The sequence below is a fragment of the Pseudoxanthomonas sp. GW2 genome, assembly GCF_000283075.1.
Classification (GTDB): domain Bacteria; phylum Pseudomonadota; class Gammaproteobacteria; order Xanthomonadales; family Xanthomonadaceae; genus Pseudoxanthomonas.
Genome location: NZ_ALIP01000139.1, coordinates 25,909 through 39,527, shown reverse-complemented (window position 1 = coordinate 39,527; position 13,619 = coordinate 25,909). Strand labels below are relative to the sequence as shown.

Below are 13,619 nucleotides of genomic sequence, written 5' to 3'. Positions count from 1 at the left end.
CGAGCAGGATCGCCGCCTGGTTGGCCTCGCTGCGCCGGCGTTCGCCGCGCGCCTGCCGCCGCTGCTCGCGCTCCAGCTGCAGCGCGGCCTCGCGCCGCTGGCGCGCGCGTGCGGCCCGCGCGTGCTCCAGCTCGCGCCGGGCGGCATCGTCCGCGAGCTTCCGCTGCTCCAGGTACTCGGCGAAGCCACCGCCATGGCTGCGCAGGCCAGTGGGGACCAGTTCGACCACCCGCGCCATCTCCCGCAGCAGGGCGCGGTCGTGGCTGACCACCAGCAGGCCGCGCGGCCATTGCCGCAGCTGTTGCAGCAGGCGCAGGCGCGCGCCACGGTCGAGGTGGTTGCCGGGCTCGTCGAGGACCAGGAAATCGGCGTCGGACAGCCATGCGCCGGCCAGGGCCACGCGCATCGCCTCGCCCCCGCTCAGCCGCGTGGCGGGGGTGTCCGGGTCGAGGCCTTGCAGCCCCTGGGCATGCAGCGCCGCCTCGAGCCTGGCTCGCAGGTCCCAGCGCTCGCCGACCAGCGCGAAATCCTCCGGATCACTGCTGCCGGCCTCGATCCGGCGCAATGCCGCCAGCGGTTCATGCACGCCGGCCAGGCCGGCAACGGTGGCGCCCGGCGCCGGGCTGGCCTGCTGCGGCAGGAAGTGCACGCGCCCGCTGCGCAGGCAACGTCCGCGGGTCGGCGCGATGGTGCCGGCGAGGATTCCGGCCAGCACGCTCTTGCCCACGCCGTTGCGTCCGACCAGCGCGGTGGGGCGCGCATCGAACCGCTCATGCAGGTCTTCGAACAGGATCCGGCCGTCGGCCAGCTGATGGCTGACGCCTTCCAGCGCCAGGAATGGATGCGACATATGCGCTCCGGATTGATGCCATGGACCTCCGGCCGGCCACGCGGGCGGCGGAGACTCGGGCCGTCGGTGACGGCGGCATCAGTGGCGCATCGGACGCATCCTCCAGCAGGGTCTGCAGGCCGCGCATGCTAGCGCGGCGCGGGCGCGCCGGGCTGAACCGGACACGACCCGCGATCCGTGCGGGACCAGCGGGCCTAGAGGGTTTCCAGCAGTTCGGCGAAGGCGCGCGCGGTGGTTTCCACGTGCGCCGAAAGGCGGTGGCTGTCGTCCAGCAGCAGCAGCCGCGCCGAACGCGCGCGCGCCCACTCGACGACACCCATCGCCGGGATGATCTCGTCGTGCCAGGCATGCACCACCGACAGCGGCACCGGCGCGGCATCGAGCCGCGGCATCGGCCCCATCTCCAGCGGCGGCACCATCAGGAACAGCGCGCGGGTCGGCACCTGCAGCGAGGCGAGCGCGGAGATGTAGGCGCCCAGGCTGGAACCGCCCAGCACCACCGGCCCGCCGCGCTCGACCGCGCGGGTCGCCAGTTCCACCAGGCGTTGCAGGCGCGCGGGTACGTCGCCGACACGGCTGATGTCGCTGCGTGCGTCCAGGTCGGTGTAGTCAGGGCGCTCGGTGGTGAAGCCCAGGGTCTCGGCCGCGGCGGCCAGGGCGGTGACCTTGGTCGCGTCCGGACCGCTTTCGAAGCCGTGCGAGAGGATGCAGTGGCCGCGGCTCATGCACCCTCCTCCGCCAGCGGCACGACCGCGTCGCCCACGCGCAGGGTGCCGCCGGAGACGATCCGCGCGCACAGGCCGCCATGGCCGCGCATGGCATTGAATCCGCCCGGGCCCAGCGCGTCCTCCATGCGCGAGCACGGATCGCAGGGCACGGTGCCTTCCAGCACCACCTCGCCGATGCGGAAGCGGCGGCCCTTGAGCGCCACCAGCGGGATCCCGGAAACCATCAGGTTGCGGCGCAGGGTCGCCGGGGCGACCGCGTCATGCCCGGCAAGGGCCGCGATCACCGGCAGGTGCTCGGCCTGGAGCAGGGTCACGTCGCGCTTGCCGCTGCCGCCCTTGTAGCGGTCGCCGGCCAGGCCGGCGCCGACCGCGGCCTCGGCGCTTTCCACCTCGCGCATGGCCACGCCGCGTGCCGGGCGCAGGCCGATCCATTCGACCCGGCCGGGGCGCGGCAGGGTCGACATCAGTTGCCCCAGCGGGCTGTCCGCGGGAGGTCGGGAGAGGGCAGGCATGCGCGAATGCTAGCATCCCGCCCCATGCCGCCCCTGCCCCCGCCGATCGTGATCGACCAGCCCCTGCCCTACGTGGAGCGGCTCGCCAGACGCGATCTGTCGGGGGTGGACCTGGTGGTGGTCCACTGCACCGAACTGCCCGACCTGGCCACCGCGCGCGAGTATGGCGAGCGCGTGCTCTACCCCAGTGGCACCGGCAACAGCGGGCATTACTACGTCGACCGCGACGGCACGGTGCTGCGCTACGTGCCCGAGGACCGTACCGCACACCACGTGCGCGGCTGGAACGAACGCGCCATCGGCATCGAGCTGGTCAACCGGGGGCGCTGGCCGCACTGGCTGGACTCGCGCCACCAGGCCATGGACGAGCCCTACACCGAACCGCAGCTGGAGGCGCTGGTCGCGCTGCTGCGGCGGCTGGCGCAAACCCTGCCGGCGCTGCGCTACATCGCCGGGCACGAGGACCTGGACCGCGAGCGGGTGCCGGCCAGCGACGATCCCTCGCTGCAGGTGCCGCGCAAGCGCGACCCGGGCCCGCGCTTTCCCTGGGAGCGGGTACTGGCCGCGGTGCCGCTGCAGCGCCTGCCCGATCCGCTGCCGCCGGCCTGAGCGCGGGCCGCGCCCACCGGGGCGTGCGCGCCTGGCCGGTATAATCGCCCGTTCCTTCCCGAGCTGGCCCGCCCCGTGTCCGCCGTCCTTGGTCCCGTGGTATCCGAACTGATCGACCTGCTTGCCCTGGAACGGCTGGAGGACAACCTCTTCCGCGGGCAGAGCCGCGACATCGGCACCCGCTACGTGTTCGGCGGGCAGGTCCTGGGCCAGGCCCTGGCCGCTGCCCAGGCCACGATCGACAACGGCCACCAGGTGCACTCGCTGCACGCCTACTTCCTGCGCGCCGGCGACATCGACCACCCGATCGTATACGACGTGGACCGCACCCGCGACGGCGGCAGCTTCTCCGTGCGCCGGGTCACCGCGATCCAGCACGGCAAGGTGATCTTCTTCTGCGCCGCGTCGTTCCAGGACGGCGAGAGCGGCGCCGAGCACCAGCTGAAGATGCCGGAGGTGCCGCAGCCGGAGGACATCGCCCCGGCCGAGCCGGTGCCGGCCGACGTGATGGCCACCCTGCCGACCAAGGTCCAGCGCTGGCTGTCGCGCGGCGGGCCGTTCGAGTTCCGCCACGTGTACCCGCGCGACGAGCTCAACCCGCCCAAGCGCCCGCCCTACCAGCAGGTCTGGTTCCGCCTGCGCGAGAACGTCGGCGACATCCCGGCCGAGCTGCACCAGGCGCTGCTGGCCTACGCCTCCGATTTCCACCTGCTGGGCACGGCCACCTTCCCGCACGGGATCAGCTACTACACGCCCAACGTGCAGATGGCCTCGCTGGACCACGCGCTGTGGTTCCACCGCCCGTTCCGCGCCGACGAATGGCTGCTGTATTCGCTGGACAGCCCCAGTTCGCAGTCCTCGCGTGGCCTGGCACGCGGGCAGATCTTCGACCGCCAGGGCCGCCTGGTGGCCAGCACCGCCCAGGAAGGCCTGATCCGGGTGGTGTCCGACGGCAAGGCCGCACGCGCCGTGCCGGCGCCGGAGTAGACCCATGCGCCAGATCTTCACCAGCCAGCGGCTGGAAACCGTCGAAGGCGTGGCCAGGCTGCTGGAGGAAGCCGGCATCCCGGTGCACATCAGCCAGCCGCGCTCCTACCACAGCCGCCGCAGCGGCCAGTTCAGCTACGCCGAACCGGTGGCGCCGAACAAGCAGCCGGCGGTGTGGGTGCGCATCCCCGAGGACCAGCCGCGCGCGCGCGAACTGCTGCGCCAGCACGGACTGCTGGCCACCACCCGCACCTATGCGGACCTGCCACCGAGCGCGTTCGCGCCGCTGGAACTGGCCGGTGACAAGCCGGCGGGCAACCGCTGGGCCTGGCGCCTGCGCATCGGCCTGCTGGCGGTGATCGCCGCGGCGGCGGTGTTCATCTGGCTGCGCCGCCCGGCGCCGGCGCCCGTGCCGGCCGCGCCCGCGCCGGTGGAAGCAGCCGCGCAGATGCAGGACGGCGGGGAAGAGGAGATCCGCATCCGCATCTCCCCCGCCCCGCCGGCCACCGACGGCTCCGCGGAGCCGTCGCCGCAGGCGCCGCGCTAGGCCCCTGTTACTTCTTACTTCGCCGCAGGCTGCGGTGCCGGGGCACCGGCCGCGCGCGCACCGCGCCTGGCCTTGGCCGCGTCCAGCTCGGCCTGGCTCAGCTTGCCGTCGCCGTCGGTATCCACGGCCTTGAACCAGGCCTCGCGGCGCTGCTTGGCCCAGGCCTCGCGGTCGGCCTGGTCGATGAAGCCGTCCTTGTTGGCGTCCATGCGCTCGAACCGCGCGGTCGCCGCGGCCAGGGCCTCGGCCTTGCTGATGCGGCCGTCCTTGTCGGCATCCACGTCCGGGCCGGCGAAACCGAAGCCAAAGCCGCCGTGGCCGCCGCGGCCCCCGTGGCGGCCGTGCTTCATGCGCGGCAGCTCGTCGCGCTGCAGCTTGCCGTCCTTGTTGCGGTCCAGCTGGTCGAAGCGCCCGGCCAGGCGCGGATGCGCCGCGGCCTCGCTGCGATCGATCACGCCGTCCTTGTTGGCGTCCAGCGCCGCGCGCGGCTTGCCCGTGGCGGCAGGCGCCGCGGTTTCCTGGGCCAGGGCGGCACCGGCGGTGATGGCCAGCAGCGTGGCTGCGATCAGGTAAGGGGTCTTGTTCACGTGTTTGTCTCCAGTCGTGCGTGACGTGATGGCCACGACGGGGAAAACGCCGCTGCCCGGCCCCCGTTGACCCCGCGGGCGGACCCGTTCAGCCACCAGCCGGGCTGGAGCGCCGGCCCGGCGCGGATGGCGGCGCTATGCTGGGCGCATCCGCCGACCGCATCGCCATGGGCCACGACACCTCCCCCGCCGATGACCTGCGCCTGTACCAGACCGGCAGCCATCCCTGTGGCTACTGGCCCGAGCGCGAGGCCCGCGACCTGGTGCTGGACCCGCGCGACCCGCGCCTGGGGCTGGTCTATCCGCAGGCGCTGGAATGGGGCTTCCGCCGCTCGGGCGACATCGTCTACCGCCCCTCCTGCGCCGCCTGCCGCGCCTGCGTGGCGGTGCGCATCCCGGTGCAGCGGTTCCAGCCGGACCGCAGCCAGCGCCGCTGCCTGCGCCGCAATGCCGACATCAGCGCGCGGATCGTGCCGGCGCGCCGCACCGACGAGCACTTCGACCTCTACCACCGCTACCTGCTGGCGCGGCACCGCGACGGCGGCATGGACGACCACGGCACCGCCGAGTTCGACCAGTTCCTGGTCGGCGCCTGGTCGGACACCCGCTTCCTGGAGCTGCGCGAACCGCCGGCGCCGGGCAGCAGCGGACCCGGCCGGCTGCTGGCGGTGGCGGTGACCGACCGCGCCCCGCACGGGCTGTCGGCGGTCTACACCTTCTACGAGCCGGAGGAGGCCGCGCGCGGCCTGGGCACGCTGGCGATCCTGCGCCAGCTGGAATGGGCGCGGCGCGAGGGCCTGGCCCACCTGTACCTGGGCTACTGGATCGACGGCCACGCCAAGATGGACTACAAGCGCCGCTTCCGCCCGCTGGAGGCGTTCGACGGGCGCGGCTGGCGGGAATTCCCGTACTGATGCGCATGCGCCGTGCGAGAATCCGCGCATGCGCACCCTGTTCCCGATCCTTCCGCTGCTGGCGATGCTGAGCGCCTGCGCCTCGTCCACGCCCGCCCCCGGCAACGACGCCACGCTGCGCGTGGCCACCTACAACGTCTCCCTCTATGACGACGAAGCCGGCGGCGTGATCGCGCGGCTGCAGGCGGGCGACGCCGGCGCGCGCAAGGTCGCCGCGGTGCTGCAGCAGGTGCGCCCGGACCTGGTGCTGATCAACGAGTTCGACTACGACGCCGACGGCCGCGCCGCGGACCTGTTCCAGCGCGCCTACCTGGAGCAGGCCCAGCCCGGCGGCGGCGAGCCGCTGCATTACCCCTACCGCTACCTGGCGCCGGTCAACACCGGCGTGCCCAGCGGCCTGGACCTGGACCGCGACGGCACGATCGGCGGCGAGGGACGGCAGCGTGGCAACGACGCCTGGGGCTTCGGCCTGCACCCGGGGCAGTACGGCATGCTGGTGCTGTCGCGCCATCCGATCGACGCCGGCAACGCGCGCACCTTCCAGCTGCTGCGCTGGAGCGCGATGCCCGATGCCCGTCGCCCGATCGACCCGGCCAGCGGCCAGCCGTGGCACGAAGACGCGGTGTGGACGCAGCTGCGGCTGTCGTCCAAGTCGCACTGGGACCTGCCGGTGCACACCCCGCAGGGCACCGTGCACTTCCTGGTCTCGCACCCGACCCCGCCGGTGTTCGACGGCCCGGAGGACCGCAACGGCGCGCGCAATGCCGACGAGATCCGGCTGTGGCAGCACTACATCTCCGGCGGCGACCTGTCCTGGCTGTGCGACGACGCCGGCCGCTGCGGCGGCCTGCCCGCGGGCGAGCGCTTCGTCATCGCCGGCGACCTCAACAACGACCCGGTCGACGGCGACGGCCACCACGACGCCATCCTCGGCCTGCTCGGGCACCCGCGCGTGCTGCGCATGGACCCGCCCGCCTCGGCCGGCGGCGCGGAGAAGGCGCGCGCCTATGCCGCGGCCGGGCTGCTCCGGCGCGGCGCGCCGGAGCACGTGACCGGCGACTTCGGCCCGCGCTCGGGCGCGATGCGGCTGGACTACGTGATCCCGTCCACCGGCTTCCAGGTGCGCGGCAGCGGGGTGTTCTGGCCGGCCTCGCACGAGCCGGCGGCGGCCATTGCCGACGGCAGCGACCACCACCTGGTCTGGGTCGACCTGACCGTTGGTCGGACAACCGCCGGCGATTGATCCTGATCAAAACGGGAGGTCGGGGGCGCGTGCTGGAATCCGCGCCATGAACGCCATCCCTCTCCAGCACAACCCGCGCGCCGCGCAGATCCGGCAGTCCCTGGAAGACCTCACCAGCTCCAGTGCCGACATCGAGGCCTCCGCGCTCATTTCCATCGACGGCCTGCTGATCGACGCGGCCATGCCGCAGAGCATGGACGAGGACCGCATCGGCGCCATGTCCGCGGCCCTGCTGTCGCTGGGCGAGCGCACCGCGCGCGAACTCGGCCGCGGCCGCCTGGAGCGGGTCCTGGTCCAGGGCGAGGACGGCTACGTGATCATGACCGCCGCCGGCGAGGAGGCGGTGCTGACCGTGCTCACCCGCGCCGAGGTCAAGCTCGGCCTGGCATTCCTGGACATCAAGCGGGCCGCCCAGGCCCTCGGCCGCATCGTCTGAGGGGGGCCGCGATGAGCCGCCTGCCGGACATGACCCCGCCCGCCGGCCCGCACCTGCAGGCCGTGCACACCTGCCACGACGGCACCCGCCGCACCGTGTACTGGACGGACGAGGAAGTGCCCTACCCGGACGGGCGCCTGATCGTCTCGCGCACCGACCTGGACGGGGTGATCACCCACGCCAACGAGGCCTTCGTCGAACTCAGCGGCTACAGCCGCGAGGAGCTGATCGGCGCCCCGCACAGCATCCTGCGCCACCCGGACATGCCGCGCGCCGCGTTCGCCGACCTGTGGGACACGCTCAAGGCCGGGCGCAAGTGGCACGGCTACGTCAAGAACCTGCGCAAGGACGGCAAGCACTACTGGGTCTACGCCACCGCACTGCCCAACGTGCGCCACGGCCAGGTGGTCGGCTACACCTCGGTGCGGCGCAAGCCCTCGCGCCGCGCCATCGCCGAGGTGCTGCCGCTGTACCGGCAGTGGCTGGAGCAGGAAGCCGCGGGGGCCACCGCATGACCCTCAACCTGCTGGTCGCCCCCGATTTCGCGCCGGAGAACTTCCCCGGCTGGTACATGCTCGCCACCCTGCTGCAGCACCGCTCCGGCACCCGCCTGCACCTGCTGATGCCGGCCGACGCGCGCGAGCAGGCGCAGATGCTGGGCGACGGCCTGGCCGACCTGGTCTACGCCAACCCGTTCGACGCCACCGCGATGATCCGCGGCCAGGGCTACCAGGCTTTCGCCCGCCCGGCCGCGCATTCCAACGAGATGGTGATCGCCACCGCGGCCGGCTCGCCGGTGTCGGTGGTGGAGGAACTGCGCCCGGGCTGCCGGATCGCGGTGACCGACAACCGCGACGTGCGCCTGATCGGCCTGCGCCTGCTGGAGCCGGCCGACCTCACCGAACGCGACATCCAGTGGGTGCCGGCCAACAGCCACCAGGCGGCCGCGCGCATGACCCTGTCCGGGCAGGTCGACGCCGGCTTCTTCCTGGCCTCGGCCTACCACGCCCTGGCCCGCATCACCCGCGGGCAGCTGAAGGTGCTGGTGGAAAGCAAGCTGCGCGACATCAGCCACGTGCTGCTGGCGCATCCGCGCGTGGGCGACGACCTGCAGCCGCTGGCCGCGGCGCTGCTGGCGGTCGACCCGTCCCGCCCCGGCGACGCCGAGGTGCTGCAGGCGCTGGGCCTGCCGGCCGGGTTCGAGGCCATGGAGCGCGAGGACGCCGAGTTCATGATCGACCTGATGGACACCCTGCTGGACTGAGCATGGCCGCCACCCTCGACGCACGCCGCGAGTTCCGCGAACGCACCCGCGCCGTCGCCCGCGCGCCGCAGGACACCGCCGCCCACCTGGCGCGGCTGCAGGCGGCGCTGCAGCTGGGCGACACCGAACCGGTGCAGGGCGCGCTGGCTGACATGTTCGTGGCCCTGCCGCGGGCCGACACCGCCCTGCGCCAGGCCGCGCTGCACCTGGCCTCCGGCCGCCTGGCGCCGTACGTGGCCGAGGCCTTCGGCCGCCACGCGCACGGCCACGTGCTGCCGGCCATCACCGCGCTGGCCACCCGCTGGAGCGTGTTCGCCCAGCCCTCGGCCGACGTCCCGGCGCGGGTGCGCCGCGCCAGCCCGGACCATTCGCGGCGGCTGGCGGCGCAGGTGGTCGAGGCGCTGCTGGACGGCGAGCCGCTGCACGCGGCGCGCGTCGAGCACGAGTTCCTGGACCACTGCGTCTCCTGCCAGGACAAGTACGCCTTCATGCTCGCCAGCCGCGACCTGCGGCGGCACGAGATCGCCGTGGGCGACCGCTGGGAGCGGGTCGCCGACTGGCTGGAACAGCACGCGGCCATCGGCGACCGCGCCGAGGCGCCCACCTCACGCAAGGGAAGCCCATGAGCCCGGAACTGGTCGAACCCGCGTCCCAAGACATCCCTGCCGACGCCGCCAAGTGGCTGCTGCCGACCCCGCGCGGCGCACTGCACGGCTTCTCCACGCCCGAACCGGGCCCGGCGCAGCGCGCGGTGCAGGCATTGCTGTCCGCCCCGCAGGCGATGGAACTGGCGCGCTGGCGCCAGGAGCACGACCGCAACGGGCGCATGCTGCAACAGCTGCAGGAGAAGCAGTGGGTGCAGCTGCTGCGCCGGCAGGTGCCGGCGCCGGACGTGCGCCTGGGCGACTTCGCCCAGCACGTGATCGCGCCGCTGTCCGGCGAGCGCCGCGCGGTGCTGGCCTCCGACAGCGGCTTCTGCCTGGGCCACTCCGGCCTGGACCAGGAGCTGGCCGAGACCCTCAGCGCGGCGGCGGCCGACTATTCCTCGTTCGCCGCGCGCCAGGCCCGGCGCGGCTGGGCCGGCGCGCAGCGGGTGGCGTTCCACGACGATCCGGACATGCTGCTGCCGGAGTGGTCGTTCATCCCGCTGTGGATCGACGGCACCGGCTACTGGCTGGTACTGGCCGGCGAGCCGCTGCTCAACAACCTGGCGATGGTCGAGCTGGTGTGGAGCATCCGCCTGGCCGGCGCCCGCTTCGCCGCGCCGCTGTAGCCGCCTGCTGCCCGCTCAGGGCAGCAGCTCGATCCCGATCGCCGCGGCCGCGTCGCGCGCCGTCGCGCGCGCCTGTTCGATGTCGGCGCCACGCGCCAGGGTGACGCCGACCCGGCGCTGGCCTTCCACCCGCGGCTTGCCGAACAAGCGCAGCGCGGTGTCCGGCGCCGCCAGCGCCGCGTCGATCCCGGAAAACACCGGCACGCCGTGGCCGCTGGCCAGCAGCGCGCACGAGGCGCTGGGGCCGTTCTGGCGGACCACCGGCACCGGCAGGCCGAGGATCGCCCGCGCGTGCAGCGCGAACTCGCTCAGTTCCTGCGAGACCAGGGTCACCAGGCCGGTGTCGTGCGGGCGCGGCGACACCTCCGAGAACCACACCTCGTCGCCCTTGACGAACAGCTCCACGCCGAACACGCCCCAGCCGCCGAGGTCGTCGGTGATGGCGCGGGCGATGGCCTGGGCGCGCTCCAGCGCGCGCGGCGACATCGGCTGTGGCTGCCAGCTCTCGCGGTAGTCGCCGTCCTTCTGCAGGTGGCCGATCGGCTCGCAGAAGCTGGTGCCGCCGGCATGGCGCACGGTCAGCAGGGTGATCTCGTAGTCGAAGTCGACGAAGCCCTCGACGATGCAGCGGCCGGCGCCGGCGCGGCCACCGGTCTGCGCGTACTCCCAGGCCGCCTCCACCTGCGCGGCCTCGCGCACGATGCTCTGGCCCTTGCCCGAGGACGACATCACCGGCTTGACCACGCACGGCAGGCCGATCGCCTCCACCGCCGCGCGGTACTCCTCCAGGGTGTCGACGAAGCGGTACGGCGAGGTCGGCAGGCCCAGGGTCTCGGCCGCCAGGCGGCGGATGCCCTCGCGGTCCATGGTCAGGCGCGCCGCGCGCGCGGTCGGGATCACCTTGAGCCCCTCGGCCTCCAGCTGGACCAGGGTCTCGGTGTGGATCGCCTCGATCTCCGGCACCACCAGGTCCGGCTCCTCCTTCGCGATCAGCTCGCGCAGGGCGAAGGTGTCGAGCATGTCCAGCACGTGGCTGCGGTGGGCGACCTGCATGGCCGGCGCATCGGCGTAGCGGTCGGCGGCCACCACCTCCACACCCAGGCGCTGCAGCTCGATCGCCACCTCCTTGCCCAGTTCGCCCGAGCCGAGCAGCAGGACGCGGGTGGCATGGGGGGTCAGCGGGGTTCCGATACGGACCATGGCGGTGCGGCAGGTGGTGAAAGGGCGGCCAGTGTAGCCGCCGCCGCGGCGGCCGCCCCCTCCCGGAAGCCCTCTTGACGACTGATATCGTTTTGATATCAGATTGAGGCGTCACCTGGAGAGCACCCATGAAAGAGCGTCCGATCCATTCCCTGCCCGGCATCCCCGTCCTGCTGGCGGCCCTCGCCCTTTCCGCGGCCACGGCCTGGCTGTTCTTCACCGGCATCGGCGCCGGCGACGGCGCCCCGGACGTGGCGCGCCTGGCCGGCGCGGCCGCCACCCTGCTGTTGGCCCTGCTGGCGTTCATCGGGCTCTATTCGATCCAGCCCAACCAGGCCGCGGTGCTGAGCCTGTTCGGCAAGTACGTGGGCACGGTCAAGGAAGCCGGCCTGCGCTGGAACAACCCCTTCTATTCCAAGCGCAAGGTCAGCCAGCGCGTGCGCAACTTCGAGAGCGGCAAGCTCAAGGTCAACGACCTGGACGGCAGCCCGATCGAGATCGCCGCGGTGATCGTGTGGCAGGTGGTCGACGCCTCCGAGGCGGTGTTCAACGTCGACGACTACGAGAGCTTCGTCCACATCCAGTCCGAGGCGGCGCTGCGGGCGATGGCCTCCAGCTACCCCTACGACCAGCACGACGACGGCCAGATCGCCCTGCGCAGCCACCCGCAGGAGATCTCCGAGCACCTGCAGGCGCAGATCGCCGAGCGCCTGGGCCGGGCCGGCGTGGAGGTGATCGAGGCACGCATCAGCCACCTGGCCTACGCCCCGGAGATCGCCCAGGCCATGCTGCAGCGGCAGCAGGCCAACGCGGTGATCGCCGCCCGCACCCGGATCGTGGCCGGCGCGGTGGGCATGGTCGAGATGGCCCTGGCCGAGCTGCAGAAGAACGACGTCGTCCAGCTGGACGAGGAACGCAAGGCGCAGATGGTCAGCAACCTGCTGGTGGTGCTGTGCGGCGACCGCGGCACCCAGCCGATCGTCAACGCCGGCTCCCTGTACTGAGGTGGACGGAATGGACGCGCTCGCCGCCCTGGTCGTCGCCATCACCGGCCTGCCCGCGCTGGGCGTGGCCACCTGGTACGCACGCTACGACGACGAACACGCGCGCGGCCTGGCCCTGCGCTGGGCGCTGATCGCCCTGGCCATCCTGTGCGGCGCCGTCGGCCTGTACTTCGCCGGCGGCAGCCGCGGCGCGGTCACCGCGGTGGCCGTGGCCATGGCCCTGGCGGTCAACGCGCTGGCGATCTCCACCATCCTGCACGCGCGCCGCGGACGCCCCCGCCGATGACCGAGCGCAAGGCCTTCCAGCTGCGGATCAGCGCGGAAGTGCTCGCCGCGACCCAGCGCTGGGCCGACGACGAGCTGCGCAGCATCAACGCACAGATCGAATACGTGCTGCGCGAGGCGCTGCGCAAGGCCGGGCGCCTGCCCAGACCGGATACCCGCCCGGAGGCGGAGGAGGAAGAGCAATGAGCACCACGCAATGGCGGTACCTGGTCGTCGAGGTCAAGACCTCGCTGCTGGGCAGCTACAAGGTCGAGCAACTGCAGGAGGAACTGGACCGCCACGGCCGCCTGGGCTGGGAGCTGGTGAACGTGGTCCACTCCACCCCGAGCCTGCCCTCGCCCACCCTGGTGTTCAAGCGCCCGGCCTGAGGACGAGCCCCATGCCCACCTGGCCCGCCTGCCCGGACGCCACAGCCACCGCCATGCCGCCACGCCGCGCGCCTGGCCTGGCCCTGGGCGCCGGGCCGGCGCTGCCGCGGTCCTGAAGGAGCCACGCATGCACGCACCCACGCTGTCCGCCACCACCCTGCATCCCCTGGAACGCCGCGCGCACACGTCCCGGCGCGCGGTCCCGCATGGCCTTCGGAGGCACGCCTGAGCATGGCCCGTCCCGGCATTTCCGCCCGCGAATTCGAAGTCCCCGCGCCGCCCGCCCCCGCGCTGTGGCTGCTGCCCGTGCTGTGGGCGGGGATGGTGGCGCTGGTGTTCGCCCTGCGCCACGAGACCCTGCTGCGCCCGACCCCCGGCAACCCGGTGCCAGCCTGGCTGGTGATGATGTCCGCCATGGCCCTGGCCTTCGCCGGGCCCTTCATCCTGCTGCACGTGCGCCGCATCCGCCTGGCCGATGGCGTGCTGTCGGTGAACGCCGCCGGCCTGTTCCCGCACAAGGTCGCGGTGGCGCAGCTGGACCTGGCGCGCGCCCGGCTCGTGGACCTGGACGCACACCCGGACTTCAGCCCGCGCGTGCGCCTGTGGGGCCTGGGCCTGCCCGGCTTCCGCGCCGGCCACTACCTGCTGCGCAACCGCGCCCGCGCCTTCTGCCTGCTGACCCGGCGCGAGAAGGTGCTGCTGCTGCCGCGCCACGATGGCCGCTACCTGCTGCTGACCCCGGAGCGGCCGCGCGACCTGCTGGAGCAGCTGGCGGCCGCCGCCGGGATTCCGGCGCCGCGCTAGCGGCGCGC

At 73.2% G+C, this 13,619-nt stretch carries 20 protein-coding genes; 15 read left to right on the top strand and 5 right to left on the bottom strand.

The window, feature by feature from the left end; all coding sequences use genetic code 11:
- The 3 genes from B351_RS0113065 to B351_RS0113055 form a co-directional block, all read right to left on the bottom strand.
- Positions 1–850, bottom strand: an 850-nt coding sequence (locus B351_RS0113065; protein ID WP_019399481.1) for an ATP-binding cassette domain-containing protein, incomplete at its 3' end; no start/stop codon positions are given.
- 194 nt (positions 851–1,044) lie between these two features.
- The gene (locus B351_RS0113060) at positions 1,045–1,575 is read right to left on the bottom strand and encodes an alpha/beta hydrolase (protein WP_019399480.1); all 531 of its coding nucleotides are present in this window, start codon (positions 1,573–1,575) and stop codon (positions 1,045–1,047) included.
- Positions 1,572–2,090, bottom strand: a complete 519-nt coding sequence (locus B351_RS0113055; RefSeq protein WP_037034510.1) for an MOSC domain-containing protein — start codon at positions 2,088–2,090, stop codon at positions 1,572–1,574. Before B351_RS0113055 ends, B351_RS0113060 begins: the two co-directional genes overlap by 4 nt.
- Positions 2,091–2,114: 24 nt before the next feature.
- Between B351_RS0113055 and B351_RS0113050 the strand changes: the two genes are divergently transcribed.
- The 3 genes from B351_RS0113050 (at position 2,115) to B351_RS0113040 (ending at position 4,233) form a co-directional block, all read left to right on the top strand.
- Positions 2,115–2,699 (top strand): N-acetylmuramoyl-L-alanine amidase, encoded by a 585-nt coding sequence (locus B351_RS0113050; protein ID WP_019399478.1) that lies wholly within the window; start codon positions 2,115–2,117, stop codon positions 2,697–2,699.
- Between the two features lie 75 nt (positions 2,700–2,774).
- Positions 2,775–3,686 carry an acyl-CoA thioesterase II gene (gene tesB / locus B351_RS0113045; protein ID WP_019399477.1) on the top strand — a complete coding sequence of 304 codons (912 nt, stop codon included), beginning with the start codon at positions 2,775–2,777 and terminating at the stop codon, positions 3,684–3,686.
- 4 nt (positions 3,687–3,690) lie between these two features.
- A complete protein-coding gene (locus B351_RS0113040) occupies positions 3,691–4,233 on the top strand; it encodes a hypothetical protein (RefSeq protein WP_019399476.1) in 543 nt (180 codons plus the stop codon).
- Positions 4,234–4,247: 14 nt separating this feature from the next.
- Here the strand turns inward: B351_RS0113040 and B351_RS0113035 are convergent, their stop codons facing one another.
- Positions 4,248–4,820 (bottom strand): EF-hand domain-containing protein, encoded by a 573-nt coding sequence (locus B351_RS0113035; protein ID WP_019399475.1) that lies wholly within the window; start codon positions 4,818–4,820, stop codon positions 4,248–4,250.
- 137 nt (positions 4,821–4,957) lie between these two features.
- On the opposite strand from B351_RS0113035, the gene B351_RS0113030 reads away from it, so the two are divergent.
- Genes B351_RS0113030 through B351_RS0113000 form a run of 7 tightly spaced genes read left to right on the top strand, consistent with a single transcriptional unit; the run spans position 4,958 to position 9,950 of the window.
- Complete coding sequence (locus B351_RS0113030) at positions 4,958–5,734, top strand: arginyltransferase (RefSeq protein WP_019399474.1); 777 nt, start codon at positions 4,958–4,960, stop codon at positions 5,732–5,734.
- Between the two features lie 28 nt (positions 5,735–5,762).
- The gene (locus B351_RS0113025; protein WP_019399473.1) at positions 5,763–6,977 is read left to right on the top strand and encodes an endonuclease/exonuclease/phosphatase family protein; all 1,215 of its coding nucleotides are present in this window, start codon (positions 5,763–5,765) and stop codon (positions 6,975–6,977) included.
- 46 nt (positions 6,978–7,023) lie between these two features.
- A complete protein-coding gene (locus B351_RS0113020) occupies positions 7,024–7,413 on the top strand; it encodes a roadblock/LC7 domain-containing protein (protein ID WP_019399472.1) in 390 nt (129 codons plus the stop codon).
- An 11-nt stretch (positions 7,414–7,424) separates the two neighbouring features.
- Positions 7,425–7,928, top strand: a complete 504-nt coding sequence (locus B351_RS0113015) for a PAS domain-containing protein (protein WP_019399471.1) — start codon at positions 7,425–7,427, stop codon at positions 7,926–7,928.
- Positions 7,925–8,677, top strand: coding sequence for a PhnD/SsuA/transferrin family substrate-binding protein (locus tag B351_RS0113010; RefSeq protein WP_019399470.1), 753 nt, complete (start codon positions 7,925–7,927; stop codon positions 8,675–8,677). Before B351_RS0113015 ends, B351_RS0113010 begins: the two co-directional genes overlap by 4 nt.
- Positions 8,678–8,679: 2 nt before the next feature.
- Entirely contained in the window at positions 8,680–9,303 is a 624-nt protein-coding gene (locus B351_RS0113005; RefSeq protein ID WP_019399469.1) for a hypothetical protein, read from the top strand.
- The gene (locus B351_RS0113000) at positions 9,300–9,950 is read left to right on the top strand and encodes a hypothetical protein (protein WP_019399468.1); all 651 of its coding nucleotides are present in this window, start codon (positions 9,300–9,302) and stop codon (positions 9,948–9,950) included. Before B351_RS0113005 ends, B351_RS0113000 begins: the two co-directional genes overlap by 4 nt.
- 15 nt (positions 9,951–9,965) lie before the next feature.
- Here B351_RS0113000 and purT read toward each other — a convergent pair whose 3' ends face one another.
- Complete coding sequence (gene purT, locus B351_RS0112995) at positions 9,966–11,150, bottom strand: formate-dependent phosphoribosylglycinamide formyltransferase (RefSeq protein WP_019399467.1); 1,185 nt, start codon at positions 11,148–11,150, stop codon at positions 9,966–9,968.
- Positions 11,151–11,278: 128 nt separating this feature from the next.
- Here purT and B351_RS0112990 point away from each other — a divergent pair, with 128 nt between their 5' ends.
- From B351_RS0112990 to B351_RS0112965, 5 genes are all read left to right on the top strand, one after another.
- Positions 11,279–12,154 carry an SPFH domain-containing protein gene (locus tag B351_RS0112990; protein ID WP_019399466.1) on the top strand — a complete coding sequence of 292 codons (876 nt, stop codon included), beginning with the start codon at positions 11,279–11,281 and terminating at the stop codon, positions 12,152–12,154.
- A 10-nt stretch (positions 12,155–12,164) separates the two neighbouring features.
- Positions 12,165–12,440 carry a hypothetical protein gene (locus B351_RS0112985; RefSeq protein WP_019399465.1) on the top strand — a complete coding sequence of 92 codons (276 nt, stop codon included), beginning with the start codon at positions 12,165–12,167 and terminating at the stop codon, positions 12,438–12,440.
- Positions 12,437–12,625 (top strand): Arc family DNA-binding protein, encoded by a 189-nt coding sequence (locus B351_RS0112980; protein WP_019399464.1) that lies wholly within the window; start codon positions 12,437–12,439, stop codon positions 12,623–12,625. The genes B351_RS0112985 and B351_RS0112980 overlap by 4 nt, the downstream gene beginning before the upstream one ends.
- The gene (locus B351_RS0112975) at positions 12,622–12,807 is read left to right on the top strand and encodes a DUF4177 domain-containing protein (RefSeq protein ID WP_019399463.1); all 186 of its coding nucleotides are present in this window, start codon (positions 12,622–12,624) and stop codon (positions 12,805–12,807) included. Before B351_RS0112980 ends, B351_RS0112975 begins: the two co-directional genes overlap by 4 nt.
- 231 nt (positions 12,808–13,038) lie before the next feature.
- On the top strand, positions 13,039–13,611 hold the full coding sequence (locus B351_RS0112965) for a hypothetical protein (RefSeq protein ID WP_019399461.1): 573 nt from the start codon (positions 13,039–13,041) through the stop codon (positions 13,609–13,611).
- The last annotated feature ends 8 nt before the right edge of the window (positions 13,612–13,619 follow it).

Bases quoted from the DNA above. Each gene is read 5' to 3' on its own strand.
- B351_RS0113000 (WP_019399468.1), top strand. From the start codon at position 9,300: ATGAGCCCGGAACTGGTCGAACCCGCGTCCCAAGACATCCCTGCCGAC.
- B351_RS0112975 (WP_019399463.1), top strand. From the start codon at position 12,622: ATGAGCACCACGCAATGGCGGTACCTGGTCGTCGAGGTCAAGACCTCG.
- B351_RS0113025 (WP_019399473.1), top strand. From the start codon at position 5,763: ATGCGCACCCTGTTCCCGATCCTTCCGCTGCTGGCGATGCTGAGCGCC.
- B351_RS0112980 (WP_019399464.1), top strand. From the start codon at position 12,437: ATGACCGAGCGCAAGGCCTTCCAGCTGCGGATCAGCGCGGAAGTGCTC.
- B351_RS0113020 (WP_019399472.1), top strand. From the start codon at position 7,024: ATGAACGCCATCCCTCTCCAGCACAACCCGCGCGCCGCGCAGATCCGG.
- B351_RS0113030 (WP_019399474.1), top strand. From the start codon at position 4,958: ATGCTGGGCGCATCCGCCGACCGCATCGCCATGGGCCACGACACCTCC.
- B351_RS0113060 (WP_019399480.1), bottom strand. From the start codon at position 1,575: ATGAGCCGCGGCCACTGCATCCTCTCGCACGGCTTCGAAAGCGGTCCG.
- B351_RS0113050 (WP_019399478.1), top strand. From the start codon at position 2,115: ATGCCGCCCCTGCCCCCGCCGATCGTGATCGACCAGCCCCTGCCCTAC.
- B351_RS0112985 (WP_019399465.1), top strand. From the start codon at position 12,165: ATGGACGCGCTCGCCGCCCTGGTCGTCGCCATCACCGGCCTGCCCGCG.
- B351_RS0113040 (WP_019399476.1), top strand. From the start codon at position 3,691: ATGCGCCAGATCTTCACCAGCCAGCGGCTGGAAACCGTCGAAGGCGTG.
- purT (WP_019399467.1), bottom strand. From the start codon at position 11,150: ATGGTCCGTATCGGAACCCCGCTGACCCCCCATGCCACCCGCGTCCTG.
- B351_RS0112965 (WP_019399461.1), top strand. From the start codon at position 13,039: ATGGCCCGTCCCGGCATTTCCGCCCGCGAATTCGAAGTCCCCGCGCCG.
- B351_RS0112990 (WP_019399466.1), top strand. From the start codon at position 11,279: ATGAAAGAGCGTCCGATCCATTCCCTGCCCGGCATCCCCGTCCTGCTG.
- B351_RS0113055 (WP_037034510.1), bottom strand. From the start codon at position 2,090: ATGCCTGCCCTCTCCCGACCTCCCGCGGACAGCCCGCTGGGGCAACTG.
- B351_RS0113005 (WP_019399469.1), top strand. From the start codon at position 8,680: ATGGCCGCCACCCTCGACGCACGCCGCGAGTTCCGCGAACGCACCCGC.
- B351_RS0113015 (WP_019399471.1), top strand. From the start codon at position 7,425: ATGAGCCGCCTGCCGGACATGACCCCGCCCGCCGGCCCGCACCTGCAG.
- B351_RS0113010 (WP_019399470.1), top strand. From the start codon at position 7,925: ATGACCCTCAACCTGCTGGTCGCCCCCGATTTCGCGCCGGAGAACTTC.